The organism is Qipengyuania sp. SM2512 (genome assembly GCF_054954005.1).
In genome coordinates this window covers 2,464,810-2,489,771 of the sequence record NZ_CM143134.1, presented here as the reverse complement: position 1 = coordinate 2,489,771, position 24,962 = coordinate 2,464,810, and the positions used below count along the sequence as shown (strand labels likewise).

Genomic DNA, 24,962 nt, shown 5'->3' with positions numbered 1-24,962 from the left:
CCCCCGCGCGTGGCTATTCGTATGCGCGGTCGGCGCCGAAGTGCACGGTCGGAATGTAGATCCGAAGCGGGGTCGCGGTGCGGCAGGGCGCGGGCTTTTCGCCCCGGGCGCGTTGCTGACGCTGGCGTTCGATGCAGGCGCATTCCTCGCTGCGGTCCTTCTCGCAGGCCCGCTGGGACTGCTCGATCTGGGACTCAAGCGCGCCGATCGCCGAAGCCTGGACAGGCGCGGAAACCGCGACAAGACCGGTCGCGATGGCGAGACAGGTGAGGAGACGGCGAAGCATCGTGCGCGATAAATAGGTTTTCCTGCACAGCGCGTCCACCCCCGAAGCGCGTTTACCCGCCCGCGCTTCCTTTCTAAGGGGCTGGGATGGACCTCACTCGCTCTCCGCTTGCCCGCCCCTTCCCCGACCTGCCCGCCATTGCGGGCGTCACGCCGCGCACGGTGCGCGCGGGCTACAAGGCATGGGATCGTGCGGATCTGACACTGATCGAACTGGTCGAGGGGACGACTGTCGCGGGAGTTTTCACGAAGAGCGCCTGCGGTTCGAGCGAAGTCGAGATGGGCCGCGAGCAACTGCATCAGGGCACCGCCCGGGCGCTGGTGGTGAACGCAGGCAATTCCAACGCCTTCACCGGCTATCGTGGGCGCGAGGCGGTCGAGCAGATCGTGGCGCAGGTCGCCGAGGGGCTCGGCTGCGCGCCCGAACAGGTGTTCGTCTCCTCGACCGGGGTAATCGGCGTGCCGCTGCCCCGCGACATCGCGCGCGCCGGAGTCGCGGCAGCGCTGCAGGCCGAGCCGTGCTCCTGGGAGCAGGCAGCCGCGGCGATCGGCACGACCGACACTTTCACCAAGGGCGCAGGCGCCAGCGCGATGGTGGGAGAGACCCGGGTCGAATTCGCGGGAATCGTCAAGGGCAGCGGCATGATCGCGCCCGACATGGCGACGATGCTGGGCTATGTCTTCACCGATGCGCGCATCGCCCCGGTGCTGCTTCAGGAGATGCTGTCAAAGGCCAACGCCGCGACCTTCTCCTGCATCACCGTCGATGGCGACACCTCGACCAGCGACACGGTGCTCGCCTTCGCGACCGGCAGGGCCGATCATCCCGAAATCCGCTCATGGGACGATGCGGGAGCCGACGCGGTCTATGCCGCGCTGCAATCCGTCTGCCGCGAGCTCGCGCATCTGGTTGTCCGCGACGGCGAAGGCGCGCGCAAATTCGTCGCGGTGAGCGTGTCGGGCGCGCAGAGCGACGAGAGCGCGCGGCGGATCGGGCTGTCGATCGCCAACTCGCCGCTGGTCAAGACCGCGATCGCCGGCGGCGACGCGAACTGGGGCCGGGTTGTGATGGCGGTGGGCAAGGCCGGCGAACCCGCCGACCGCGACCGGTTGTCGATCGGTTTCGGCGGGGTCTGGGCGGCGCGCGAGGGCCAGCCGCTGGAGGATTACGACGAGGCACCGGTCGCCCGCCATCTGCAGGGCGAGGAGATCACCATCGAGGTCGATCTCGGGCTCGGCGATGGCCACGCGACCGTGTGGACCTGCGATCTGACCCACGGCTATATCGACATCAACGCGGATTACCGCTCGTGAGCCCGCTCGACCGCGCGATCCAGGCGCTGATGCGCCGCGTCACCGAAACCGCGATCCTGCCGCGCTATCGCAATCTGGCGCCCGAACAGATCGTCGAAAAGGCCGAGGACGATCTGGTAACGATCGCCGATCGCGAGGCCGAGGCGATGCTGACCGAGGGTCTCGCCGCAATCGACGGCTCGATCGCCATCGTCGGCGAGGAGGCGGCGCATGCCGATCCCGCAGTTCTCGAAGGACTGGCCGGCGACTGCTGGGTGATCGACCCGATCGACGGGACGCATAATTTTGCCCATGGACGCGGACCCTTCGGGATCCTGCTGGCGCGCTGCGCCGACGGAATCTGCCAGTCGGGCTGGATCTACGATTGCCTTTCGGGCCGTTTCTGCGCTGCCCATGCGGGACAGGGCGCCTGGCTTGAGGGCGAACGCTTCGCGGCGCGGCCTACCGGAGACGTCCCACCGGTGGCTGCGATTTCTACGATCTTTCTCGATCCGGCGCAGCGCGCGGCGGTGCGCGACCATATTGCGCCCCACTACAGGCTGGTCGACACGCCGCGCTGCGCGGCCGAGCAGTATCCCCGGCTGGCCCTGGGCGAAAACGATGTCTCGCTGTTCGAACGCACCTTGGCATGGGATCACGCCGCGGGAGTGCTGTGGCTCAACGAGGCGGGCGGCAGGGTCGCGCGGCCCGATGGCTCACCTTATCGCGTCGACGAGCCCGAGCGCAGCGGGCTGATCGGCGCGGCGAGCCCGGCCCTGTGGGACGAACTCGCCGCGCTTTATTCCAAAATGGCTTAGAGCTCGCCTTCGAGCCAGCTCTTGAGCTGGCCCTTGGGTGCCGCCCCGCGCATCTGCGCGGCGGGCTTGCCGTCCTTGAACAGCACCAGATAGGGGATCGACTGCACGCCCATCTGCCCGGGCACGCCGGTGTTCTCCATGATGTCCATCTTGGCGATGGTAACCTGCTCGCCCATCTCGTCGCTCAACTCCTCGAGCGCCGGCGCGATCATCTTGCACGGGCCGCACCATTCGGCCCAGAAATCGACCAGCACGGGCTTGTCCGATTCGAGGACATCGGTCTGGAAACTGGCATCGGTAACGGCAACGGTCGGCATGGTGGTTCTCCTGTGGGGTTTGGCCCCTATGCGGACCATTTAGGCCCTAGCTGCGGTTACTCAACGGGCGGTAAGGCAAAGCTTTCCTGCGGAGCGGAAAACCGCGCTTTGTGAGCGGCGAGCAGATCGGCGGGAAGCGCGATCAACTGCGGAGTCTGGGTATAGAGCAGCGCTGCGCGAACCTCGCGCCCGGGATAGATCGTTTCCAGCGCCGCGACATAGGCGGCCATCTGGCGCAGCGTAGCCTCGGGCACCCGTTCGAGCGACGCGGGCGGGCGGCGCGCGGTCTTGAAATCGACCACGGTCACACGCTCAGGTGTCACCAGCAACCGGTCGGCTACGCCCACCACCACTTCGCCGCCGACCACCGCCGCGAGCGGCACCTCGGCGAGCGCGCCCGCAGCGAAGATGTCGCCGAATTCCTCGTGGTCGAGCACGGCGAGCGCGCGGTCGAGCATCTCGCTGCGCTCTTCTTCGCCCAGATCGGGCGCCTGCCGCGCGAGCCATTGAGCCGCCCTCGCCCCGCGCTCCGCAACGGGCACTGCGGGCAGACGCTCGAGCAGGGCGTGGATGAGGACCCCGCGCTGCGCAGCGATCGCCGAATGCTCGGGCGGCAACGGCGGATCGCTGCCCTCGACCTCGCCCAGGCCCGAGGGCGAGAGCGGTCGCGGGGGCCGCGCTTCGACGGGTGGCGGCGTCGCGGTCCAAGCGGGCAGTTCGGGCGTGGATTGCTCGGCGTTCTCGGACTGGCGCGGCACGATCGTGGTCGTCGCGCCCCATTCTCGGCGGGCACCCCAGATCGGATCCTCGAGCGGATCGCTCTCGAACAGCGGCATGAGCCGCGCGTACCAGCTGTCCTCGTGCGGCGTACCGCGCTTGGCCTCGCGCGGACCCAGCGAGCCGCCGATGAACAAGGCTTCCTCGGCGCGGGTCATCGCGACATAGAGCAGGCGCCAGTGCTCCTCCATCTCGGTGCGCGCCGCGATCTCGTGCGCGGCGGCGATCGGGCCCACCCGCTGCTCCGTCGACAGCCCCGGCAGCGGCACCTTGTTGCGCTCGTCCGCGGGATCGACCAGAGAGAGCTCGCCCGGCGCATCGGGGCCGATCGCGGCATCGGCGAGGATCACGATCGGCGCCTGCAGCCCCTTGGAGCCGTGGACGGTCATCACCCGCACCTGGTCGCGGTTGGCGCCCGCCTCGCGCTTCAGCTCGCCGTCGCCGGCATCGAACCAGCGGATGAAGCCCTGCAGGCTGGCGGTGTGCGCGCTCGCATAGGCGTTGGCGGCGTTGAGCAATTCGTCGATCGGGTCGTTGGCCTCGGCGCCGAGCCGCGCGACCAGCCTGCGGCGTCCATCGAAGGAGCCGACCAGCAGCCAGTGGAGCAGTGCCTGCGGGCTGTCGAAATCGGCGCGGCGCAGGATTTCGCGCAAGGCCGCAACGGTACGCGCCACCAGCGGATCGCCCGACTGGCGCAGATGCTCCCACAGGCGCTGCTGTTTTGGCCGGTAGCCGTATTCGAGCAGTTGGTCCTGCGTCCATCCCACCAACGGCGAGACCAGCAGAGTGGCGAGGTTGAGATCGTCGAGCGGCTGCGCGGCGAAGCGCAGCGCCGCCATCAGATCCTTGACCGCCAGCGGGGCGCCCAGCCGCAGCCGGTCGACGCCGGCCACCGGCACGCCATGGGTGTAAAGCCGCGCGACGATCAGCGAGGCGAGCTCGCGCCGCTTGCGCACCAGGATCATGACATCGCCCGGGCTCGCGCGCCGCGCCTGGCCGGGTTTCTCGCCCTTGACCAGCGGGAAGCCCGGGCCGTCGGGGTCCATCCAGACGCGGATCTGCTGCGCGATGCGATCGGCCATCCGCCGGTCGTGCCGCGCGAGCCAGCCTTCGGACCCGTCCTCGTCGCCGTCGCGGATATCCGAGACGGTGTTCCACAGTGTCACGATCCCGGGGCGATCCTGACCGACATGCGGTTCGGGCGCGCGCTTGAGCCCGAAGGAGGCGGGACCGATCGCCGCGATCGCCCTGTCGACGAAGCGCAGCACCGGCTCGGCGGTGCGGAACGACTGGCCCAGATCGAGATCGCGCAGGCGCCGCGGTTCGGGGGCGCCCGCCATTATGTCCCCGCCCTGCCCGAGCCGCGCCATGTCCTCGGCCACACGTCGCTGAGCGGAGGCGAAATTCTCCGGACTGGTGCCCTGGAAGCCGAAGATCGCCTGCTTGTAATCGCCTACGGTGAAGATGGTGCGGATCGCATCGCCCTGGGCACCCAGCCCGGAGAAGAAGTCGTCGGTGAGCGCAAAGATGATCGCCCATTGATCGGCATTGGTGTCCTGCGCCTCGTCGATCAGGATATGGTCGAAGCGGCGGTCGAGCTTGTAGCGGATCCAGTCGCCCATCGCGCTGTCGGCGAGCAGCGCGGCGGCGCGGCGGATCTGGTCGTCGAAATCGACCAGCCCCTCGCGCGATTTGGCGTCGTCCCACATCAGCGCGAATTGGCGACCGGTCTCGAGCTGCGGGGCGAGGAAGGTGGCCAGCTCGACCAGCGTGCGCCGCTCGGCGACCTGCGCGATCGCCCCGACCACTTCGGCGACCCGGCCGCCATACTCAGGATCGAGCTTCTCGAGGTTCTTGAGGCTCTTGGGCTCGCCGGTCTTGGTCAGCAGCGTGCCGTAGAAACCGTCGAGCAGCGTAACGCGCTTGACCGGCCCGGCCGCCAGCCAGCGATCGACGAAGTCCACACAAGCCTGTCCGGTCTTGGTGCCCCATTGCGCATTGCCCTCGCGGCAGGCGCGCAACAGCGCGACGGGGAAGCCCTCGTCGGCGCAGGCCTGCGCCACCCAGTGCCCGTCGGCATCCGCAGGAATGCTCAGCAGGCCGCAGACCCGCGCGTGCATCGGCGCCTGCCAGCCAGCGGGTCCGGTCCACAGCTGGATCGCCCCGGCGCAGCGCATCAGCCAGCGGCGCACCCCGTCGGGGCCCTTGCGGCGGCTCATTTCGGCAATGGCGTCGAGCGTGCGGCGATCATTGCTCGCTTCGGCGCCCGTCAGCAGGTCGCCGAGCACTTCCTCGCTCAGCAATTCGCGCTCGCGGTCCTCCATCGGCCGCGAACCGGGCGCGATCCGCGCTTCCTCGGGGAAGGCGGCGAGCAGATATTGCGCGAAGGCGTGGATGGTGTCGATCCGCAAGCCCCCGCCGGGGCTGTCGAGCACGCTGGCGAAGAGCGAACGCGCGTGCGACCGGGTCGCGGCATCGACCGGGGCGCCGAGATGGGTCAGCTCCTCGGCCAGCCGCGCATCGGGCAGGCGCACCCAGCGCGCCAGCACCTCGTTGACCCGCACCGCCATTTCGGCGGCGCCGGCCTTGGTGAAGGTCAGGCAAAGAATATCGGAAGGCTCGACACCCTCCTGCAGCAGCAGCCGCAGCACCCGCGCCGAGAGTACCTGCGTTTTGCCGGTCCCCGCCGATGCCGAGAGCCAGACGCTTTCGCGCGGATCGACCGCGTCGCGCTGCGCGCCGGCGAGCGGATAGACCGCGCCGCTCATGCGCTTTGCTCCGTTTCGTCGTCGGCGAGCCGCGGCAGCCATTCCTCGAGCCGCATCAGCTGGTCGTAATCCGAATAGCCGGCGTAATCGGGATTGAATTTTGCGGTGAAGGGCTGCTCGCCCTTGATCCATTCGGCGATGGCGGCCCTGAGATAACGTTCGGTCTCGGGGAGGAAATCCTCGGGCGCGAGGCCGCTGCGCTTATTGCCCAGCTTGAGCGGGGTTTCGACATAACCGAAGCCGAAGCGGTTATCCTCGTCCTTCGCCTTGCCCAGCGACCAGTATTCGAACGCCGTCGGCTGGCCCGATACGCTGCCGAAGCCGCCCGCGCGCGCGATCATGCCCAGCAGCCCGAGCTGGAGCGCGAAGCCCTGCTCGACCATGCTGGCCGAGGGCGGCGAGCCCGTTTTGTAGTCGACGATCGCGAGCGTGCCGTCGGCCAGGCGGTCGATCCGGTCGGCGCGGCCGTGGAGCTTGACCCCGTCGACCTGCATCTCGCCCTTGCGCTCCCAGGCGGCAACCGAGCGATCCTCGTAGCTTGAGACGCTATCCTCGACCCATTCGAGCGCGGCCAGCAGGCGCGGCTGCCACAGTCCGCGCATCAGCGGGTGGGCGTTCTTCTCGATCATGACCGCGTCCATGATCGGTGCCAGCTTGGCTGCGGGATCGCTCTGGCGCGCTTCGTGCCAGCGTTCGAGGATGGCATGCGCGACCTCGCCCTGCCACGCGGGCGAGGGCGCGGCCTCGAGCGCGTCGAGCGTGCGCAGACCGAGGATCGAACCGGCGTAGAACTGGTAGGGATCGCCGCGCAGCCGGTCGAGCGCGGTAACCGCGATCGGCACGTCGCGCTGCGCCGCGCTGGGCATGGGTTTGGGTCGCGGATAGGGCTCGGGCAGCGTTTGCGGCCGGCCCATCGCGCGAGCGAGCTCGATAGCGCCGGTCTCCTGGTGCCGCGGGAGCAATTCGCCCAGCAGCGCCTGGACCCGCAGCAGGAAGCGCGAGGGGATCGCCGGCCCCGCCTCATCGCGCGCGGCGCGGCTGAGCACCACCTCGGGCGCGCCCAGCGCGCCGGCGAGATCATGCGCCGACAGCCCGCTGCGGAAATCGGCCCCGGGTACCCCGAGCGCGCGCAGCACCGTGGGCGCGAGCAGCGCATCGACCCCGCCGCGCGGCGGCCAGACGCCCTCATTGAGCCCCGCGCAGATCACCAGCTCGGCGCGGCTCATCCGCGATTCGAGCAGGCCGTAGATCGCCACGCGCGGGTGACCGCCATAGGGCGGGCGGACCGCGACCTCGTCCATCGCATCGCGCAGCACGATATCGCAATCGGCGGTGTCGACGCGGGTCTCAGCCGCGCGCGCATGGAAGCGCAGATCCTCAACGAAACGCGCCAGCGCGCGTCCGTCCTCGCGCGCCCACAGGCTGTCGCCGCACAGGGCCTCGCCGGCAATCGCGAGACGGTCGAGCAGATCGGCGAGAGGTTCCGAGCCCGCACTCTCCACCAGCGGCACCAGCGCCGAGCGCAGCGCGCCCCACCACTCGGGCAGCCCCGCCGAATGCTTGCCCAGCTTCGCCACCAGATCGTCGAGCGGTTCGAGCCCTTCGCGCGGACGCGGGCCGCGCAATTCGCGCTCGACGATCCGCGCCTGCGCCAGCCATTCGCGCCGATCCATCCCGCCATGCACCAGCGGATGCATCGCCAGCGCCATCAGCGCGACCGGCGCTGCGCCATTCGCCGCGACCTCGGCCAGCAGCAGCATCAGCCGCCCCGCGGCGGTGTGCGACAGCGGGCGACCGGCGGAATCGTCGGCGACGATTTCCCAGCGCGCCAGGTGATGAACCACCCGCCGCGCCAGCGCGCGATCCGGAGTGATCACCGCGATGCGTTTTTCGGGGGTCTCCAGCGCCTCGCGCACCAGCAGCGCGATCGCCTGCGCCTCCTCTTCGGGATTGGCGGCCTGCATGATTCGGACATTGGACAGACGGCGTTTGTCGGCGGGCAGATCCACCCATTCGCGGCTCGCGATCGGCGGAAGGAACAGGTTGGAGATCGCGTGGCTGCGCTCGGGCGGCGCCGCGGCCGCGCCCCTGCGGTGCCATTGCTGCACCTCCTCGCGCGCGACGCCCATCCGGTTGAGCAGCAGCTTGAGGTGGTATTGCGGATGCGCCACCGCGTCGCCGCGCGCGAAAGGCTCGGCCCCCGGCTCGGGCGCAGCGCCCGCACGGCCCAGCTCGTCCCAGACCGGAGATGACAGCGACAGGTCGAGATCGGGGAGCACCACCGCACCTTCGGGCAATTCGCTGACCACGCGCAGCAGGTCGGCCAGCGCGGGCACCGCGCTGGTCACCCCCGCAGCGACGATCGGCGTCTCGGGAGGCGCCTCGCGCCAGCGGCGGGCGGCGTGTTCGAACAGCCGGTTGCGGCGCGCGGCGCTGTCGACCGCGCATTCTTGGTCCAGCCAGATAAGCCAGCGCGCCTGGACCCGCGCGAAGGTCCTGAGCGAGGCCTGCCAATGCGCCGAGAGATCGCCCACCAGACCCAGCACATTCTCGCCGACCAGTTCCTCGGGGCCGATGCCCTCGACCAGCAAGCGGTCCATCGTGGCGCCGGTCTCGCGCGCGAGCCGCAGCAAAGTCGCGCCCTTGGGCGCGTCGCTGCCCATTTCCTCGCCGATCAGCCGCGCGAGCGCGAGCCAGCGGCGAGTCGGGTCGATCGCGCGCGGGATGTCCGGAGCGCCCAGCGGGTCGAGCAGCGTGCCCAGCGCCTCGTCGAGATCGAGATCGCCGACCACCGCCATGCGCGGCATCAGCAGTCCGGCGCGGTCCTCCTCCCCGGCATGGCGGATGAAGGCCCCGGTGATAATGCGTTGGGCCCGCGAACTCGGCAGCAGCAGCGTCAGCTTTGCCAGTCCGAATTCCGAATCGCGGTACCGCGGCACCAGTCCCGCCACCAGCGCATCGGCAAAGCCGCGGTGCGCGGCGATCGAATAGATCCGCGGATGGCGCGCGTCAGCCACCCGTGAGGACTTCGGCGGCGGTCCGGACGTGTTCGGGGCGGCCGACCTCGATCCACCGTCCGGTGAAGGCGGCGCCGTAGAGCCGCCCCTCGCCGATCGCGCGATCCCACAGCGCATTGGTGGAGAAGGCGCCCTCGGGCGGGTCGCGCAGCAGGCGATGCGAGAGCAGCTGGATCCCGGTGTAGATGAAGGGCGCAATCCGCGAGGGCAGCTTGCGGCTCAGCCGTCCGCCGCCATCCATGTAGAAATCGCCCGGCCCTGTGAAATTGTGCGTCTGGCTGTGCGCTACCAGCAGCAGCAGTGCATCCATCCGTTCGGGGTCCCAGACCGCCGACAGATCGGCAAAGGCGTTGCGCGGTCCATCAAGCCAGATGCTGTCGGCGTTGCAGCAGAACACCGGATCGGGGAGCAGCCCGGCGTCATGCGCCTTGACCAGCCCGCCCCCGGTCTCGAGCAGCGCCTCGCGCTCGTCCGAGATCTCCACCGCGGGCAATTCGCGGCCGCGGATATGCGCCTCGAGCGCATCCGCCAGATAATGGACATTGACCACCGCGCGCGCGACCCCCGCCTCGGCGAGCCGGTCGAGCGTGTAGTCGATCAGCGCCTTGCCCGCGACCCGCACCAGCGGCTTGGGCTGGCTGGCGGTAAGCGGGCGCATCCTTTTGCCCAGCCCGGCGGCCATGACCATCGCGGTGTCGGAGGCCAGCACGGTCACGCGGCAGTCTCCCCGTTGCGATCGCGCAGGGCTTGCGGGATATTGGCATCGAACCAGCGCGTGACCGGGGCCAGCGCAGGATGGCGCAGATCGCGCTCCATGGCGTTCCACACCCGCGGGATCAGTTCGAGATAGCGCGACTTGCCGTCGCGCCTGGCGAGCCGGGTGAAGATGCCGACGATCTTGGCGTTGCGCTGCGCACCGAGCCGCGCATAGTCGGCCTCGAACTCGGCGTCAGCCCCGGCCGCCTCCTGGTAGCGGTCGAGCATCGCGCGTTCGAGTTCGACCGACACCTCGCGCCGCGCATCCTGCAGCAGCGAGACCAGGTCATAGGCGCGGTGCCCGACCAGCGCGTCCTGGAAATCGATCAGCCCCTGCGTGTCGTCGGGAGGCAGCATGATGTTCTCGGCGTGATAGTCGCGCAGCACCGTCACGCCGGCGCGCTGGCGTGCGAGGAGAGGTTCGAGCACCGCCTGCCAGGCAGCAGAATAGCCCGCCTCGTCGACCGAGAGTCCGGCGGCGGGACAGAACCATTCGGTGAACAGCCCCGCCTCGCGCTGGTAGACCGCCATGTCGTAGGGCTCGAAATCGCCGGGCGGCTTGCGGTGCAGCTCGACCAGCGCATCGACCGCGCCGCCGTACACAGCCCGCTCCTGCTCGGGGTAATCGTCGAGCCATTCACGCATCCGCCGATCGCCGAAATCCTCGGTCAGCACCCAGCCCTCTTCGGCACGCTCGGCCATGATCCGCGGTGCGCGCATGCCATGTTCGTCCAGCCAGCGCGCGACGAACAGGAACGGGCGCGGGTCTTCCTCGGGCGGGGGCGCATGCATCAGCATTGCCGTCTCGCCATTGCGGTGGAGCCGGAAATAGCGCCGGAACGAGGCATCGCCGGGCAGCGGCGCGATCGTCGCCCCGCTCCAGCCGGCGTGTTCGATAAAGGAATGAAGTCCGTGGGGAAATTCGCTCATGGCATGCGGCCTTGCCAAGCTGCGCCGCCTTCCACAATGGCGCGCCTTCCTTCGCCCACTTTTTCGAGCGTTACCGAGAGGCAAGCGGCCTCGTGCGCAAAGCCGCCGACGCGCTCGGGCCATTCGGCCAGCAGCGCCGCTCCCTCGCGATAATCCTCCAGTCCCAGCTCCTCCGCCTCGCGCGTATCCTCAAGGCGATAGAAATCGGCGTGCACCGTGGGCGGGTCGAGCGTATCGTAGCTCTCGACAATGGTGAAGGTCGGCGACGGCACCTCGCCGCGGTGTCCCAGCGCGGCCAGCACCGCGCGCGCCAACGTGGTCTTGCCCGCACCCAGCTCACCCGAGAGCGCCACGACATCGCCCGCGCGCAACTTTGCGGCAATGCGCTGGCCGAAGCTCTCCATCGCCGCGAGATCGGGCAGCTCGATCGTCATGGCAGGGTGACCGTCGCGCTGGTGCCCACGCCCTTGCGGGTGTGGATTTCGAGCGTGCCGCCGTGCGCCTCGATCAGATGCCGCGCCAGCGGGATGCCCAGCCCCTGCCGACGCTCGATGCCCTTGCCATCGCGTGTCGGACGGATGCCCTCCAGCGCCCGGGCCAGTTCGTGCTGCGTCATGCCGCGGCCATTGTCGGCGATGGTGATCTTGGTGACACCCTTGGCCTGCCGCAGCTCCACCGAAATCTTGCCCTCGCGCGGAGTCGCGGCGATCGCGTTGTCGAGCAGATGGGCGATCGCGCGGCGGATCTGCTGCGGATCGGCGTCGATCTTCTTGCCCGGATCGCCGCGCAGATCGAGCGTCAGCCCGGCCTCGACGATCGCGCTCTCGCGCTTGCGCACCACCTGCGTGATCAGCGGCAGCAGCTCGAGCTTCTGCTTCGAGAGCGGCATCAGCCCCGCCTCGCTCTGCGACAGGTCGAGCACGTTCTCGACCTGCTCGGTGAGCTTGCCGACCGAGAGCGAGATCGCCTCGGCATAGTCGCGCGCCTGCGGGGTCAGCTCGCCCGCGACGCCGCTGGTGAGCAGTTCGGCAAAACCGCCGATCGAGGTCAGCGGGGTGCGGAATTCATAGCTCATATTGGCGAGGAAGCGGGTCATCACCGCATCGGCTTCCTCCAGCGCGCGGTTGCGTTCGCGCAGGGCTTCCTCGGCCTGGCGCGAGGCGGTCACATCGAGCACAGTGAGCAGACCATTGCCATCGGGCAGCGGCACGCCCGCAAATTCCAGCGTCCGTCCGTCGTTGAGCTGGACGGTGCCCTGCTTTTTCTTGCGGTCGAGCGTGGCCGAGCGGATCACGAGGTTGATCGTGCCGACCTCCTTGGGGTCTGCGAGCTGCTCGGTGATCGCCTCGAGCAGGTCCTCCGCCACCGGGTGCCCGTCGAGCGCTTCGGGATCGAGCCCCCAGACCCCGGTGAAGCTCCGGTTCCACAATTCGAGGTGTCCGTCGGGGGCGAACACCGCCAGCGCCTCGAAGAGATTGTCGAAGGTGGCGGTCCGTGTGCGCAGCAGCGTGTCGCGGGTGGCGGACAGCGCCAGCTGCTCGGTGCGGTCTTCGGCGATCATCACCAGCCCGCCATCGGGCATGGGCTGCGCAACAATCCGCAGATGGGTGGAATCCGGCAGCGGCCAGGCTTCGTCCTGCGTCTCGTCGGAAAGAAACCATTCGCCCAGCTCGGCGCGCCACGCGGGGAAATCGCGGACCTCGGGGATGCGCCCGTTCTCGCGCGCCACCATCAGCATCTGTTCGAAACTGGTACGGTCGTTGACGATCCCCGGCGGGAGCGCGAAGACGCGGTGGAACGGCTGGTTGGCGAAGGTCATCCGCCGGCGCGAATCGAACTGCGCCACGCCGATCGAGAGCTGGTCGAGCATCGAGCGCTGCGCCTCGCGGAAAGCACGGAATTCGCGCGCCTGCTCCTCCATCTCCTCGATATCGACTGCGTAGCCCGCGATCCCCTCGCCGATTAGCGGGAGATCGGTGACGCGCATGGTCCTGCGCTCGCCCTTGATCGTCGCACTGACGATCCGCTCGATCGGCTTGCGGCGCTCACCCGCCTGGCTGGCGACCTCGGCGGCGCTGAGACCGTCGACCTTCTCGATCAGCTCGATCTGCCTGGCGACGACTTCATCCGGGCTCTGCGCCCCGACCGCCGTGACATACGCGGTGTTGACCAGCCGCAGCTGCATCTGCGGGCTGCGAAACCACATCGGCATCGGCGCGGCCTCGATCAGCCCGACCAGCGCGCCGAAATCCTCGCGCGCCCGCGCGGTTTCCTCCCGCAGCGCGGCGACTTCCTCTTCGCTGTCGGTGAAATCGAACACCCAGACCAGCGCCGCTCCGCTGGGAGAGACATTAGGATCGGCGAGCGATCCGCGCAGCGCCAGCGCTCGCTGCGAACCCTTGGGGCGAAGCGTCATCTGGAACGGCGCGGCGGTCTTCTGCGTCCGCCGGACGTGGGTCGTGAGCTGTTCGAGCTGATCTTCCTCCAGCCCGCCAGGACCCGATGGGGAAAGCTCGCTGAGATATTGGGGCACTGCCGCAAGGCCGATCCAGCCGGCGAGCCGCTCGGGCGCCTCGATCCGGCCGTCGGCGCGCACCAGCAGCGGAATCGCGGGAGATTCCTCGATCATCCGCGACAACCGCCGCACCGCGCGCTTGGTCCCCTCGGCGGCCTGCACCCGCGTGCTGGCGCGGATCATGATCCAGCCTGCTGCCACGGTCCACAGCGCGAGCAGCAGACCGATCAGCGTCAGCAAGAAGGGCGAGGAATCCATCGCCGTCCAGCTATGCGCGAGTGGACGGCGATGCAATGGCTTAGGGCCGCGCCACCCACCGGGCAGCTGCGTCCCCGATCAACCAGAGCGGAGGTCACGGGAGCGCCGGATTGCAGCGCTCCCGAAGTCTCGTCGCTCAGTAGCGGTAATGTTCGGGCTTGAACGGCCCTTCGACGGGCACGCCGATGTAGTCGGCCTGGACCTTGCTCAGCTTGGTCAGCTTGACCCCGAGCTTGTCGAGATGCAGCGCCGCGACCTTCTCGTCGAGATGCTTGGGCAGGACGTAGACGTCGTTCTCGTACTTGTTGTCGTTTTCCCACAGCTCGATCTGCGCGAGCACCTGATTGGTGAAGGAACAGCTCATCACGAAGCTGGGGTGACCCGTCGCGCAGGCGAGGTTCACCAGCCGGCCCTTGGCGAGAATGATGATCTCCTTGCCATCGGGGAACTTGACCAGATCGGTGCCCGGCTTGAGCTCGGTCCATTCGTAATTGTCGAGCGCCGAGATCTGGATCTCGCTGTCGAAATGGCCGATGTTGCACACGATCGCCATCGGCTTCATCGCCTTCATGTGCTCGGCGGTGATGACGTCCTCATTGCCGGTGGTGGTGCAGAAGATGTCGGCGCGGGTCACCGCATCCTCCATCGTCGTCACCTCGAAACCCTCCATCGCCGCCTGCAGCGCGCAGATCGGATCGATCTCGGTCACCAGCACGCGCGCGCCGCCATTGCGCAACGACTGCGCCGAACCCTTGCCGACATCGCCATAGCCCGCGACGCAGGCGACCTTGCCCGAGAGCATCACGTCGGTGGCGCGGCGGATGGCATCGACCAGGCTCTCGCGGCAGCCGTAGAGATTGTCGAATTTCGACTTGGTCACGCTGTCGTTGACGTTGATCGCGGGGAACGGCAGCTTGTTCTGCTTGGCGAGGTGGTAGAGGCGGTGGACCCCGGTGGTTGTCTCTTCCGAGACGCCCTTGATCGCCTTGACGCTCTTGGTCAGATAGCCCGGCTTGCGCTTGAGGAAGTCCTTGAGCGCGCGCTGCATCTCGATCTCTTCGGCGTTCTGCGGCTCGGGCATGGTCTCGCCCGCCTCGATCCGCGCGCCCCACAGCGCGAACATCGTCGCATCGCCGCCGTCGTCGAGAATGAGATTGGTGGTGAGGTCCTGGTCGTCCTCGGTCGACCAGTCGAAGATCCGGCCGACATAATCCCAGTAATCCGCCAGGCTCTCGCCCTTGATGGCGAAGACCGGAATGTCCTGCGCGGCGATCGCGGCAGCGGCGTGATCCTGCGTGGAATAGATGTTGCAGGTCGCCCAGCGCACTTCGGCGCCCAGCGCCACCAGCGTCTCGATCAGCACGGCGGTCTGGATGGTCATATGCAGCGAGCCGGTGATGCGCGCGCCCTTGAGCGGCTGCGCGGCACCATATTCCTCGCGCGTGGCCATCAGCCCGGGCATCTCGGTTTCGGCGATGGCGATCTCGGCGCGGCCGTAATCGGCGAGCGCAATGTCCTTGATGACGTAATCGGTGAAGTCGGTCACGGGCGGGTCCTTTGGGCTGCTATCGGGATAAATAGAGGGGCGCCAGCCTGTGGAAACGCGGCGGCGCCAATTCGTCGAGGCCCCTAGCCCCTCCCCCCGCGCAGGGCAACCGCGCGGGCCGCTTCGCCCCGCCCTCGCCGGAAAACCGGTTGCACGGAACTGGCGCTGGGCTAAGCCGCCTGCGGACGGATATTCATTGCAACAGGAGACGCGATCATGACGATTTCGGTGGGCGACAAACTGCCCGATGTGAAGCTGGTCAAGGCAACCAAGGACGGTCCCGAGCAGGTCGATGCAGGCACCTTCTTCGCCGGTCGCAAGGTGGCGCTATTCTCGGTTCCGGGTGCTTTCACTCCGACTTGCTCGGCCAAGCACCTGCCGGGCTATGTCGAAAAGGCGGACGAGCTTCGCGCCAAGGGCGTCGACGAGATTGCCTGCACCTCGGTCAACGATGCCTTCGTGATGGGCGCCTGGAAGGACGCCGCCGGTTCGGAGGATGTCACCATGCTCGCCGACGGCAATGGCGATTTCGCGCAGGCGGTCGGGCTTACCATGGACGGCTCCGGCTTCGGCATGGGCCAGCGCGCCCAGCGCTATTCGATGATCGTCGACGACGGCGTGGTGAAGGAACTCAATGTCGAGCAGCCAGGCGATTTCTCGGTTTCGAGCGCCGAGCATATGCTCAAGCAGCTCTAAAGAGCCCGAAATTGAACAAAGTAAAAGGGGCGCCCGAGTGGCGCCCCTTTTCGATTCTGCCTTCTATCGCAATGATCGATTTCAGGCGGGTTCGACCACGCTCATCCCGCCCTGCTCTTTGCCGACCGGCAATGGCCGCTGCAGGCCACCCGCTCAATAGCCCATCAGTTTCAGCACTTCCTCGCGGCTGCGCGGATCTTCGAGGAAGGTACCCATCATCCGGCTGGTGGTCATGGCGACGCCGGGCGTGCGCACGCCGCGCGCGGTCATGCAACTGTGCGACGCCTCGACCACCACCGCAACTCCCTTGGGCTGGAGGTGCGTCCAGATGCAATCGGCCACTTCCGCGGTCAGCCGTTCCTGCACCTGAAGCCGCCGCGCGAACCCATGCAGAACGCGCGCCAGTTTGGAGATGCCAACCACCCGGTCGTTGGGCATATAGGCGATCGCCGCCTTGCCGATGATCGGCGCCATGTGATGCTCGCAGTGACTCTGGAACGGCACATCCTTGAGCAGGACGATCTCGTTGTAACCGCCGACTTCCTCGAACACCCTTTGCAGGTGATAGGCCGGATCTTCCTCGTAGCCCTGGCAATATTCCTTCCATGCGCGGGCAACCCGGGCCGGCGTATCGAGCAGGCCTTCGCGCGCGGGATCGTCGCCGGCCCAGCGGATCAGGGTTCGAACGGCTTCCTGGATTTCTTCCGGGACGGGCGGCTTGCCGCGCGGATCGTCTTCGTCGGGTCCGACCAGGCTGCTCATTGCTTTGTCTTTCTGCTGAGCTTGGCGCGAATGCGGCCAAGCCGGCTGCCCTTACGAAAAAGTCCGCCCTTGGCAAAGGGCTCGAACATCGCATCGGGGGTCTCGGGATCGAGCATCTGCGACTGCGCGATGCTCTCCTCCACGGTGTCGAGTTCGGGGGCGACATAACGCTTGAGCGTGCGCGCGCCGCTGTCGCTCGCTGCGATCAGGGCCGCCATCGATCCGTACCTGTCGAGCAATTCGGGCATCGCGTCTTCGTCCAGCCCGCAATGCTCCGCGAGCAGCGACAGCCTTATCCGGGCAATCTCCTCGGCAGCATGGGAGTTGCCCTCACGAGTGGAGTCGATGAAAACGTCGCATTCGCTGTCGAGACCCAGCGAGCGGTTGTTGAGATTGGCCGATCCGATCCGCAGGATCTGGTCGTCGACGATCATGATCTTGGCATGGACATAGATCGGCGTTTCGCCCGAATAGGGGCACCATATCGTGAATCGATCGCCGTTGGGCGCCTCCTCGATACAGCGCACCAGTTCGGCGCGGGCATGATCCATCGCCTGCTGTTCGAGCCAGCCATCGGCATGGTCCGGATGGACGATGACGATCTCCGGCGGGTCGTCCTCGGCAAGCCGCGCCATGATCGCTTCCGCCACCACGCGCGAAGCGAAATACTGGCTTTCGGCATAGATGTGACGCTTGGCACACTTGATATGCGTGACGAAGAGCTCCGCTATCTCGCTCACCTCGTCCCAGTCGCGATAGGCCGAGCAGGTCCGGGCGATGCCGATCTCGACATTCTCGAACCCGGCTCTGAGACCATCGGGCCACAGCGAATCCTCGCGCGGCCTCAGCGGCAGCAACGGCACGCCCCCCGCCTTGATCCAACGATCGCGGCCCAGATCGCTCAGAGCTTCGGCCACATCGCCTTCCATCATCATCGAAGCGTCGTGCCAGGGGCCGTATTCCCGCCCGCGCGGGGTGGTCCGGCGCTCGTCCACCTCCTTGTGCTCGCGCGTGTCCCAGCGCTTGACGGTCATGTCGATTCCGCCGCAGACCGCCAGCCGGCTGTCGAGCACGGCGATCTTCTGATGGTGGCTGCAACCGACGGGATGCGCGCTATCGAATTTGAAATCGATTCGCCGATGCGGAGCCCAGCGGATCAGATCCGCCCACATCGAACCGCGCATCGCGAATTTGAACACCCCGAAGCTCCATTTCAGGATGCGGATTTCCATCGTCGGCCGGTTGCGGCTGAGCCAGGCGATGAAGCTGCCCAGACGCGAGGGGTGCTCGTCCTTGTAGGAGCGCTGCCACCAGCGGCGCCCGTCCGCGAGATGGATCCTCGTGTCGAAATCCCAACCGACCAGAAAGATCCGGTGGCGCGCCTTGAGCATCGCGGCCTGCATCGCCGCGAAATAATCCGCCGCATCGATGATCACCGTCGCGCGCTCCGCCCTGGCATAACGCCAGACGCCCGGCTCCACGCCCAGGTCGAGCCGGGTGACGCGTTCGGGGTCTACCAATTGTTCGCTCACGCTGTCCCTCCGCCGACCAGCGTTATTCCTTGGCTTCTTCTTTCTTCTCGGGGGTCACCTCTGCCTCGTCCTTCTCTTCCTTCTTGCGGCGCTCGAAGACGCTGCGCATGTGCTCGCGGTCCTGGTCGTCGAGATGGGTCGCAAAGTCGGGGAAGTGCTCTTCCTCTTCCTCGTCAATATGATGGCGATAGTCGTGGTCGAGATCCTTGAATTTGTGCAGCCACGCGCTGCTCGACATGTCGGTCGCGGCGAGGTCGTTGAGCGCCTCTTCGATCTCGTGATGTTCGGCGACCGAGTGGCGCGTCTCGTCGGTGGTCGGCGGCTTGCGCATCATGGTCGAGTAAAGCGCCTGCTCCTCGGCGGAAGCGTGGCCTTTCAGCTCCTTGGTCAGTTCCTCGAACAGCGATTTGCGCTCCTCGCTGTCGCCTTGGGTCTCCAGCAGGCGGTCGAGCAGTTCGCGGTGCTTGTCGTGGTCCTGCTTGAGGCGCGCGAAAATCTCGTCGTTCTGGGACATCGTTGGTATCCTTACATATGCTATGATGGCGGCTGTCCAACAGGTCAGCCGCTCCCTTGTTCCACCGGTTGCACACCTTGGCGGCGATGGCCATATCCGGATCCGATGACCGATAGCTCAGCTCCCAGCAAGGAACGCATGCAGCGGCTGGCAGAACAGGTTCTGCGTACGCTCCCCGAACAATTCCGCAGCGAGCTCGATCGCGCAGTTATGCGGGTCGAGGATTTCGCCACGTCCGAACAACTGGCGTCGGTGGATCTCGACGACAAATGGCATTTGAGCGGGCTCTACGAAGGACGGCCCGTGTCCGAAGCCTCGATCTGGGAAAGCGGCGAACTGCCGCCGCGGATCTGGCTGTTCCGGCAACCGCTGCTGGCCGAGATGCAGGAGACCGGGGTGGGTCTCGAAGAGCTGGTCCGCCATGTGGTGATCCACGAGGCGGGGCATCATTTCGGCTTCTCCGACGAGGACATGCACCGCCTCGAGGACGAAGCCTGAGGCCGCTCCCGCGCTGCCTCGGCCCGCGGTTTCCGACCCCAGAACCACAAAAACCCACCCCTCCGCCGGAGAGATGGGCTTTTGTGGTGCGCCCGGCATGAAAAAAATGGGCACTCAAATTATTGGGAAATCTCGGTTAGACTTGATCAATGATCCCAAGGCGCGGTCTCTATCCTTTACACTCAACGCCCACTAATTGACCGAAAAATTACGGTTGCGGCGAAGCTGATGGAGGACATGAGGGTGTAGGGTGCTCCAGCCGGCAGCGGGTGCAGAACCGCTACGTTGTTCGCCGAGTCGCATGACCGTTATGATCGCACCGATGTCGGCTGCTGGTCCGGTAAACGACGAGTGGTTCACGGCCTATTCGACCAAGGTGCTGGCGTCCGAGCTGCAGCCGGACGATGTTGCTATTTGGGCACGGAGGAAATCTCTTGCGCCATTTACCATACGTAAACGGTTTCATCCTATTCACTATATCTGCCACGCAAGGGCAAACGGGACCTCAGGAGACCAGACCATGAAATTCTTTAAGAAACTTCGGAATGATGAGCAGGGCGCGACCGCAATTGAATACGGCCTGATTGCCGCACTTATTGCAGTTGCTGCCATCTCTGCGATGAGCGCACTCGGAACGCAACTTAGCACCACATTTTCAAAAGTAAGCACGACAATGGCTACAAAAAATTAAATTGGTTGTTTAGTTTCACGGGGGAAAGGTTCGTCTCTTGGCCCTGTGAACACCCGGACGGCGCAGAGGTTCAAACCCTCTGCGCCGTTTTGAATATGTGACGTGACCCCCAGCTCTCCTCCAGCTGGGATTAGAGCCGAGCCGCTTTGTTGCGCATGAGCGCGGTTGAAGCAATGGGCTGCGTAGCCTAGGGCCGAGTGCGGTCTCTCCCGGTTGTAATCTTCAACCCGGGCCGCGATCTCGACCCGGGCATGAGCGAGGGTGAGGAACAGCGTCTCGTTGAGCAGCTCGTCGCGCATGCGACCATTGAAGCTCTCGCAGAAGCCGTTCTGCATCGGCTTGCCCGGCGCGATGTAACGCCACTCCACGCCGATCTCCCCGCACCATGCCAGCACCGCATTGCTGGTCAGTTCGGTGCCATTATCGCTGACGATCATGCCGAGCTTGCCGCGCTCGGCGATCAGCTCCGCCAGCTCGCGCACGACCCTGCGACCCGAGATCGATGTGTCTGGCACCGCTCGCAGGCACTCCCTGGTCACATCGTCGACGATGTTGAGCACGCGGAACCGTCTTCCTGACGCCATTTGATCATGCACAAAGTCCAGGCTCCAACGCTGGTTCGGCAGGGCAAGCACTGGAGCCGGTGCTCCGGTGCCGACCGCACGCTTGCGACTGCGTCGCCGCCTAACCGCCAAGCTCTCCTCACGATAAATACGCTGGGTCTTCTTGCGGTTGATCACGCCCTCCCGGCGCAGCAGGATATGCAGACGGCGGTAGCCGAACCGGTGACGCTGGTTGGCCAGCTCGCGCAGCTTCTCGCGAAGCGCGGCGTCATCGCCCTTCCTGGAACGGTAACGCACGCTCTTGCGATCGGCATCAATGACCCGGCACGCCCGCCGCTCGCTCATCCCATGGCAGTCCCGGAGATGAGCCACAGCTTCCCGCTTCGCGGCGGGCGTCAGAACTTTTTTGCCAGGAGATCCTTCAAGGCAGCCTGGTCGAGCATCGCATCCGCCAGCAGCCGCTTCAGCTTCGCGTTCTCGCTCTCGAGCGCCTTCAACCGCCGAGCCTCGGACACCTCCAGCCCGCCATACTTCGACTTCCAGTTGTAGATCGTCGCTTCCGACACCCCGTGGCGCCGAGCCAGGTCAACGGTCTTGGCTCCCGCCTCGGCCTCCTTCAGCACGCCAATGATCTGCTCTTCGGTAAACCTCGTTCTCTTCATCTCGTCCGTCCTTCTGTCAGGGCCGGACTCTAATCGAGACTGGAGGAAAATCAGGGGGTCACGTCAATAATAATGCAAGCAGTCGCGAGCCAAATTAATCTCAACCATGTTCAATTCCACAGTGTGAGCACGATAAGGTTCGCTCCACGGTTTTAAAGGCGACGAACCAGACAAGAAATCCGGCGGCAAGATCCGTGAAGTAATGTCCCCCCATCGGTATCGTGGAAACGATCGTTATCGCGCTCCAAATAATTGCGGGCCACCTTGCTAGCGTCGAGTGGGAACCCTGAATTATGAGCAGTGCGAGAACAGTATGGAACGACGGGAAAGTAACAACACCGTTTAGATCGCTGAGCGTAACAAGCTTTTCAGCTCCAAAATAGAAGTGGGAGAAACTCTCCTTTGCATAAGTGCCCGCACCGTGAGGCAATCCGGCACTTTGAAGGTTATCCAGACCATAGTGCAATATAGCTCCTTGGGCGGGAAAAAAAACAGACAATAGCGCGGTTATCTGCATTGATACTATGGCGGTCGCTACAAATCGCCACAATTCTAATCTCGCGCCAGCCGCCAGCATCCAACCTGCTGCCAACAAGCAGAGCACACTCGAACTATTATATGCTATATGCAAACAGCGAGCGATCCAAGCTTCCGAGGCAGCAAAATAAACGGTTTCCCGCACGCCGAAAAGCAGAAGTGCATCAATTCTCGCTAATAGCGGGTCAGCAATCGGCATTTGAAGTCTGAGCCCCGTATTGGAAACGAGACCGCAGAGGAGTAGACTTAGAATCACAAAAGCCAGCAGCTTGGAAAGTTCGGTCAGACGCCAGCTGTGTTTTCGCAGATCACAATAGACTGAGATTAGCGCCAAAAGCAGTCCGAGGACCGTAATCTGCAGGAACTCCGGATGGAGTTCGAGCCCCGTCGCACTTATAATTGCGATCAGCGCTACTGAAGAGCAAGTTAGCGAAACTCCCATCAGCGCAGAAAGCCGCACTCCCACAACGAATTTTGGGGCTGTAAAGGTGCCCTTAGAAGCTTTGAATCCGGGGGCTACGTTTTCCGATAACATAGCGTTTAATACAGTGTCCATGTTTAATAATTGGTATCGGCGACCCTAGGGTTCAGCCCCATTCACAGCGAAAAGGACACGGCATTGGCGAGCGCCACACCCGATACGAAGTGAGCGGCAAGCTTGTCGTAACCGGTGGCGGCATGGCTGAAGTCCTGGAGACGACGAACCGCATTTTCGACGAGGTGACGGTCGCAATATCGCTGCTTGTCATAGCGGACTATGCGCTTGCGGTTTCGCCGAACCGCTATCACCGGATATGTGCCTGTTTCGCACAGTGAATGCCGCAGCCAATCCCATCGTAGCTCTTGTCCCCGAGCAGATAGCACATCCCGCTGTCCCGTTCGAGAAGCGTGGGGGCTGCGGCCACATTGCTGACGTCGCCCGGCGTCAGCATAAGCCTGTCTCGTGCCAAGTTACCTTACGGGGCTGTTGAGGAAACTTAAACCGAATGCCGTCAAAAAGATCATGCTGACGAAAAAGGAAAAAAGCATGACCTCTGGTATCGCCCGCCGTCTCGCCATCTGCGAGAAGGGAAACGTCCTGCCGATTATGGCGGCAGCGCTTATCCCGATCCTCGCCACGATCGGCGGCGGTCTCGATTATGCTCGGGCCAGCCTTGCCAAAGCCAAGCTGCAAGAAGCTGTCGACAGCGCCGCTCTCGCCGGAAGACGGTCGATGAGCAACGATAACATCGAGACGGCGCGGTCGCAGGTCAACGCTTTCATGCACTTCAATTTCCAGGATGGTCTTTACGGAACGGCGCCACTGCAGGTCAATCTGACCAAGCCCGACGTCGGCACCGTCAGAGTCGAGGCCAGCACCCATATCAAGACCACTCTGCTGCGCCTCGTTGGCATCGAAAAATACGACATCAACGCCATTGGTGAAGCCACGCAGAACCTCGACAATGTCGACATCGTGCTGGTCCTAGATACCACTGGATCGATGAATGAGAAGCTAGACGGCGTCGAACGAATCAAAACACTGCGAGAAGCAGTGAAGAGCCTCTACGCCGAACTAGCTCCCGCTCAGAAACAGCTACGAGAACAAAATCTTCGCTTGAGAATTGGCGTCGTTCCTTACTCCAGCACGGTCAATGTGGGTAAAATCCTGCAAGACGAGAATTCAAACTATCTCGAAACAAGAAATGTGCCCTACTACCATTGGGTCAGGGGATCGCGTAACTGGAGCTTCGAACAAGTCGAATACAATCTGGATGGATATGTCCGCGGCGGGTCCTTGGGCAACAAAAATGGACACACCAATTTCCAGAATGAAAAGTGGGATGGATGTGTCGAGGAACGAGGAACAATCAACACTATTGTTGGCAATGATTCCAGAGATGCTCCTCCCGCAGGAGTGCACGATCTCGATATCGACCTCATTCCAAATTCAGATAAAAATACTCGGTGGAAGCCCTACATCTTCGATCCTCTGAACGGAAATCCCAATACGTCTTGCCCCAGCGAGGTGACGCTTCTCGATGAGCTCGATCAATCAGATATCAATGATATCGTCAGGGATCTGGTCCCAAGAGGTTCAACGTATCACGACCTGGGAATGATCTGGGGAGCGCGACTGATCTCCAGCGGCGGGATCTTCGGAGCTGATAATCCTTCGTCATACAATGGCCGACCGGTTCGCCGGCATATCATCTACATGACTGACGGTGAAATGAGTGCGCCAGTAGATTCATGCGCTCGGGAATTCTGGGGCATTTGCATTGCTTCAACTGCTGATCACTCAAGCGCTTACTCGGCATATGGAATTGAGAAATATGATCGAAGGGTCGGCGGCACAAACTTCAACGATAACAATGCGCGGCACACGAAGCGCTTCTTGATGGTCTGCAATGCCGCAAAGGCAAAGCAGGTGTCTGTCTGGACAATCGCCTTCGGCACCAAGGAGGACGAATCCTTGAAGCGCTGCGCAAGCAATGATGACCAGGCGTTCACAATCAACGAGTCCGATACCCTGGTGGAGAAATTCGCTGAAATCGGCCGCAACATCGGCGCGCTCAGGCTTTCTGAATAATCAGCGCAAAGATCCTTGCACAAGGAATACCCTAAAAATGAATAAGCTTCTTCGCAACCAGAAGGGCATCGCTGCCGTCGAGTTTGCCATCATCGCACTGCCCTTGTTCGTGCTTATCATGGGCTCGATCGAAATGGGCATGCAGATGTATCAGAAGGCTCGAGCTGAAGGGGTTCTGCGCGAAGCAGCGCGCATGTCAGTAACAGGCGATCCTGCGAGAATCGGTGAAGAAGGCGAGAAAATCGACGAATACGTCAAAGCCAACCTTCAGCTCACAAATAGCACCGAGGTCGAAATCGAGAAGCTGTTCTACGATGATTTCAGCAAGGTCGGTCAGCCTGAAAAGCGGCTCAGCAATTCAACCGAGGCACCTTACTGTTTCGTCGACACTAATGGCAACAAGCAATGGGACAAGAATCCCTCGCGCACCGGTATCGGCGGGGCTGAGGACATTATCAATTACCATGTCACGATCACTTACGACGCTCTTTTTCCGCTCGTGGTGAATGTGATCACAGGCGAGGATCAGGTTGTCATCAAGGCTCAGACCACCCTGCGAAACGAACCCTTTGCAGGAAACATCGACATGAAAGAACAAGAATGCTGCGTTTCTGCAGCGCCCGGCAACCCAGTCACATGCGAAGCGTGAGGAACT

22 protein-coding genes are annotated in these 24,962 nt (G+C 64.6%); 8 read left to right on the top strand and 14 right to left on the bottom strand.

Going from position 1 to position 24,962, the window contains the following annotated elements; all coding sequences use genetic code 11:
- Window positions 1-13 precede the first annotated feature (13 nt).
- A complete protein-coding gene (locus ACQ5J0_RS12440) occupies window positions 14-325 on the bottom strand; it encodes a hypothetical protein (protein ID WP_462567822.1) in 312 nt (103 codons plus the stop codon).
- 47 nt (window positions 326-372) lie between these two features.
- Here ACQ5J0_RS12440 and argJ point away from each other — a divergent pair, with 47 nt between their 5' ends.
- Window positions 373-1,599, top strand: coding sequence for a bifunctional glutamate N-acetyltransferase/amino-acid acetyltransferase ArgJ (gene argJ / locus ACQ5J0_RS12435; RefSeq protein ID WP_462567821.1), 1,227 nt, complete (start codon window positions 373-375; stop codon window positions 1,597-1,599).
- Window positions 1,596-2,396 carry an inositol monophosphatase family protein gene (locus tag ACQ5J0_RS12430; RefSeq protein WP_462567820.1) on the top strand — a complete coding sequence of 267 codons (801 nt, stop codon included), beginning with the start codon at window positions 1,596-1,598 and terminating at the stop codon, window positions 2,394-2,396. The genes argJ and ACQ5J0_RS12430 overlap by 4 nt, the downstream gene beginning before the upstream one ends.
- Here ACQ5J0_RS12430 and trxA read toward each other — a convergent pair.
- The 8 genes from trxA to ahcY all read right to left on the bottom strand — a co-directional run bounded on the left by trxA (window position 2,393) and on the right by ahcY (window position 15,280).
- Window positions 2,393-2,713 (bottom strand): thioredoxin, encoded by a 321-nt coding sequence (trxA, locus tag ACQ5J0_RS12425; RefSeq protein ID WP_462567819.1) that lies wholly within the window; start codon window positions 2,711-2,713, stop codon window positions 2,393-2,395. The two genes, ACQ5J0_RS12430 and trxA, sit on opposite strands and share 4 nt — an antisense overlap.
- 56 nt (window positions 2,714-2,769) lie before the next feature.
- Window positions 2,770-6,258: a double-strand break repair helicase AddA gene (gene addA, locus ACQ5J0_RS12420; protein WP_462567818.1), complete on the bottom strand. Its 3,489-nt coding sequence runs from the start codon at window positions 6,256-6,258 to the stop codon at window positions 2,770-2,772.
- The gene (addB, locus tag ACQ5J0_RS12415) at window positions 6,255-9,275 is read right to left on the bottom strand and encodes a double-strand break repair protein AddB (protein WP_462567817.1); all 3,021 of its coding nucleotides are present in this window, start codon (window positions 9,273-9,275) and stop codon (window positions 6,255-6,257) included. Before addB ends, addA begins: the two co-directional genes overlap by 4 nt.
- The gene (locus tag ACQ5J0_RS12410; RefSeq protein WP_462567816.1) at window positions 9,268-9,990 is read right to left on the bottom strand and encodes a nucleotidyltransferase family protein; all 723 of its coding nucleotides are present in this window, start codon (window positions 9,988-9,990) and stop codon (window positions 9,268-9,270) included. The genes addB and ACQ5J0_RS12410 overlap by 8 nt, the downstream gene beginning before the upstream one ends.
- Window positions 9,987-10,961 carry an aminoglycoside phosphotransferase family protein gene (locus ACQ5J0_RS12405; RefSeq protein WP_462567815.1) on the bottom strand — a complete coding sequence of 325 codons (975 nt, stop codon included), beginning with the start codon at window positions 10,959-10,961 and terminating at the stop codon, window positions 9,987-9,989. Before ACQ5J0_RS12405 ends, ACQ5J0_RS12410 begins: the two co-directional genes overlap by 4 nt.
- Entirely contained in the window at window positions 10,958-11,395 is a 438-nt protein-coding gene (tsaE, locus tag ACQ5J0_RS12400; protein WP_462567813.1) for a tRNA (adenosine(37)-N6)-threonylcarbamoyltransferase complex ATPase subunit type 1 TsaE, read from the bottom strand. Before tsaE ends, ACQ5J0_RS12405 begins: the two co-directional genes overlap by 4 nt.
- On the bottom strand, window positions 11,392-13,734 hold the full coding sequence (locus ACQ5J0_RS12395; RefSeq protein ID WP_462567812.1) for a PAS domain-containing sensor histidine kinase: 2,343 nt from the start codon (window positions 13,732-13,734) through the stop codon (window positions 11,392-11,394). Before ACQ5J0_RS12395 ends, tsaE begins: the two co-directional genes overlap by 4 nt.
- A 136-nt stretch (window positions 13,735-13,870) precedes the next feature.
- Window positions 13,871-15,280, bottom strand: coding sequence for an adenosylhomocysteinase (gene ahcY, locus ACQ5J0_RS12390; protein WP_462567811.1), 1,410 nt, complete (start codon window positions 15,278-15,280; stop codon window positions 13,871-13,873).
- 216 nt (window positions 15,281-15,496) lie between these two features.
- Between ahcY and ACQ5J0_RS12385 the strand changes: the two genes are divergently transcribed.
- On the top strand, window positions 15,497-15,976 hold the full coding sequence (locus ACQ5J0_RS12385; RefSeq protein ID WP_462567810.1) for a redoxin family protein: 480 nt from the start codon (window positions 15,497-15,499) through the stop codon (window positions 15,974-15,976).
- Between the two features lie 153 nt (window positions 15,977-16,129).
- Here the strand turns inward: ACQ5J0_RS12385 and folE are convergent, their stop codons facing one another.
- Genes folE through ACQ5J0_RS12370 form a run of 3 tightly spaced genes read right to left on the bottom strand, consistent with a single transcriptional unit; the run spans window position 16,130 to window position 18,784 of the window.
- Complete coding sequence (gene folE / locus ACQ5J0_RS12380) at window positions 16,130-16,738, bottom strand: GTP cyclohydrolase I FolE (RefSeq protein ID WP_462567809.1); 609 nt, start codon at window positions 16,736-16,738, stop codon at window positions 16,130-16,132.
- A complete protein-coding gene (locus ACQ5J0_RS12375) occupies window positions 16,735-18,270 on the bottom strand; it encodes a phospholipase D-like domain-containing protein (protein ID WP_462567808.1) in 1,536 nt (511 codons plus the stop codon). The genes folE and ACQ5J0_RS12375 overlap by 4 nt, the downstream gene beginning before the upstream one ends.
- A gap of 22 nt (window positions 18,271-18,292) precedes the next feature.
- On the bottom strand, window positions 18,293-18,784 hold the full coding sequence (locus ACQ5J0_RS12370; RefSeq protein WP_462567807.1) for a hemerythrin domain-containing protein: 492 nt from the start codon (window positions 18,782-18,784) through the stop codon (window positions 18,293-18,295).
- A 105-nt stretch (window positions 18,785-18,889) separates the two neighbouring features.
- Between ACQ5J0_RS12370 and ACQ5J0_RS12365 the strand changes: the two genes are divergently transcribed.
- Both ACQ5J0_RS12365 and ACQ5J0_RS12360 read left to right on the top strand, forming a co-directional pair.
- Entirely contained in the window at window positions 18,890-19,282 is a 393-nt protein-coding gene (locus ACQ5J0_RS12365; protein WP_462567806.1) for a metallopeptidase family protein, read from the top strand.
- A 520-nt stretch (window positions 19,283-19,802) separates the two neighbouring features.
- The gene (locus tag ACQ5J0_RS12360; protein ID WP_462570113.1) at window positions 19,803-19,973 is read left to right on the top strand and encodes a Flp family type IVb pilin; all 171 of its coding nucleotides are present in this window, start codon (window positions 19,803-19,805) and stop codon (window positions 19,971-19,973) included.
- On the opposite strand, the gene ACQ5J0_RS12355 is transcribed toward ACQ5J0_RS12360, so the two are convergent.
- Window positions 19,970-21,198, bottom strand: a protein-coding gene (locus ACQ5J0_RS12355; protein WP_462567805.1) for an IS3 family transposase whose coding sequence is annotated in 2 segments (ribosomal slippage) — window positions 19,970-20,949 and window positions 20,949-21,198 — 1,230 coding nt in all. Because the reading frame shifts where the segments join, the coding sequence is not laid out codon by codon here. The genes ACQ5J0_RS12360 and ACQ5J0_RS12355 overlap by 4 nt on opposite strands.
- A gap of 100 nt (window positions 21,199-21,298) precedes the next feature.
- Window positions 21,299-22,270 (bottom strand): phosphatase PAP2 family protein, encoded by a 972-nt coding sequence (locus ACQ5J0_RS12350; RefSeq protein ID WP_462567804.1) that lies wholly within the window; start codon window positions 22,268-22,270, stop codon window positions 21,299-21,301.
- 110 nt (window positions 22,271-22,380) lie between these two features.
- Here ACQ5J0_RS12350 and ACQ5J0_RS12345 point away from each other — a divergent pair, with 110 nt between their 5' ends.
- The 3 genes from ACQ5J0_RS12345 (at window position 22,381) to ACQ5J0_RS12335 (ending at window position 24,956) form a co-directional block, all read left to right on the top strand.
- Window positions 22,381-22,551, top strand: coding sequence for a hypothetical protein (locus ACQ5J0_RS12345; protein ID WP_462567803.1), 171 nt, complete (start codon window positions 22,381-22,383; stop codon window positions 22,549-22,551).
- 187 nt (window positions 22,552-22,738) lie between these two features.
- Window positions 22,739-24,307: a TadE/TadG family type IV pilus assembly protein gene (locus ACQ5J0_RS12340; RefSeq protein WP_462567802.1), complete on the top strand. Its 1,569-nt coding sequence runs from the start codon at window positions 22,739-22,741 to the stop codon at window positions 24,305-24,307.
- 37 nt (window positions 24,308-24,344) lie between these two features.
- A complete protein-coding gene (locus ACQ5J0_RS12335) occupies window positions 24,345-24,956 on the top strand; it encodes a TadE/TadG family type IV pilus assembly protein (RefSeq protein ID WP_462567801.1) in 612 nt (203 codons plus the stop codon).
- Window positions 24,957-24,962 lie beyond the last annotated feature (6 nt).

Bases quoted from the DNA above. Each gene is read 5' to 3' on its own strand.
- argJ (WP_462567821.1), top strand. From the start codon at position 373: ATGGACCTCACTCGCTCTCCGCTTGCCCGCCCCTTCCCCGACCTGCCC.
- trxA (WP_462567819.1), bottom strand. From the start codon at position 2,713: ATGCCGACCGTTGCCGTTACCGATGCCAGTTTCCAGACCGATGTCCTC.
- addA (WP_462567818.1), bottom strand. From the start codon at position 6,258: ATGAGCGGCGCGGTCTATCCGCTCGCCGGCGCGCAGCGCGACGCGGTC.
- ACQ5J0_RS12405 (WP_462567815.1), bottom strand. From the start codon at position 10,961: ATGAGCGAATTTCCCCACGGACTTCATTCCTTTATCGAACACGCCGGC.
- tsaE (WP_462567813.1), bottom strand. From the start codon at position 11,395: ATGACGATCGAGCTGCCCGATCTCGCGGCGATGGAGAGCTTCGGCCAG.
- ACQ5J0_RS12395 (WP_462567812.1), bottom strand. From the start codon at position 13,734: ATGGATTCCTCGCCCTTCTTGCTGACGCTGATCGGTCTGCTGCTCGCG.
- ACQ5J0_RS12385 (WP_462567810.1), top strand. From the start codon at position 15,497: ATGACGATTTCGGTGGGCGACAAACTGCCCGATGTGAAGCTGGTCAAG.
- folE (WP_462567809.1), bottom strand. From the start codon at position 16,738: ATGAGCAGCCTGGTCGGACCCGACGAAGACGATCCGCGCGGCAAGCCG.
- ACQ5J0_RS12370 (WP_462567807.1), bottom strand. From the start codon at position 18,784: ATGTCCCAGAACGACGAGATTTTCGCGCGCCTCAAGCAGGACCACGAC.
- ACQ5J0_RS12365 (WP_462567806.1), top strand. From the start codon at position 18,890: ATGACCGATAGCTCAGCTCCCAGCAAGGAACGCATGCAGCGGCTGGCA.
- ACQ5J0_RS12360 (WP_462570113.1), top strand. From the start codon at position 19,803: ATGAAATTCTTTAAGAAACTTCGGAATGATGAGCAGGGCGCGACCGCA.
- ACQ5J0_RS12350 (WP_462567804.1), bottom strand. From the start codon at position 22,270: ATGTTATCGGAAAACGTAGCCCCCGGATTCAAAGCTTCTAAGGGCACC.
- ACQ5J0_RS12340 (WP_462567802.1), top strand. From the start codon at position 22,739: ATGCTGACGAAAAAGGAAAAAAGCATGACCTCTGGTATCGCCCGCCGT.
- ACQ5J0_RS12335 (WP_462567801.1), top strand. From the start codon at position 24,345: ATGAATAAGCTTCTTCGCAACCAGAAGGGCATCGCTGCCGTCGAGTTT.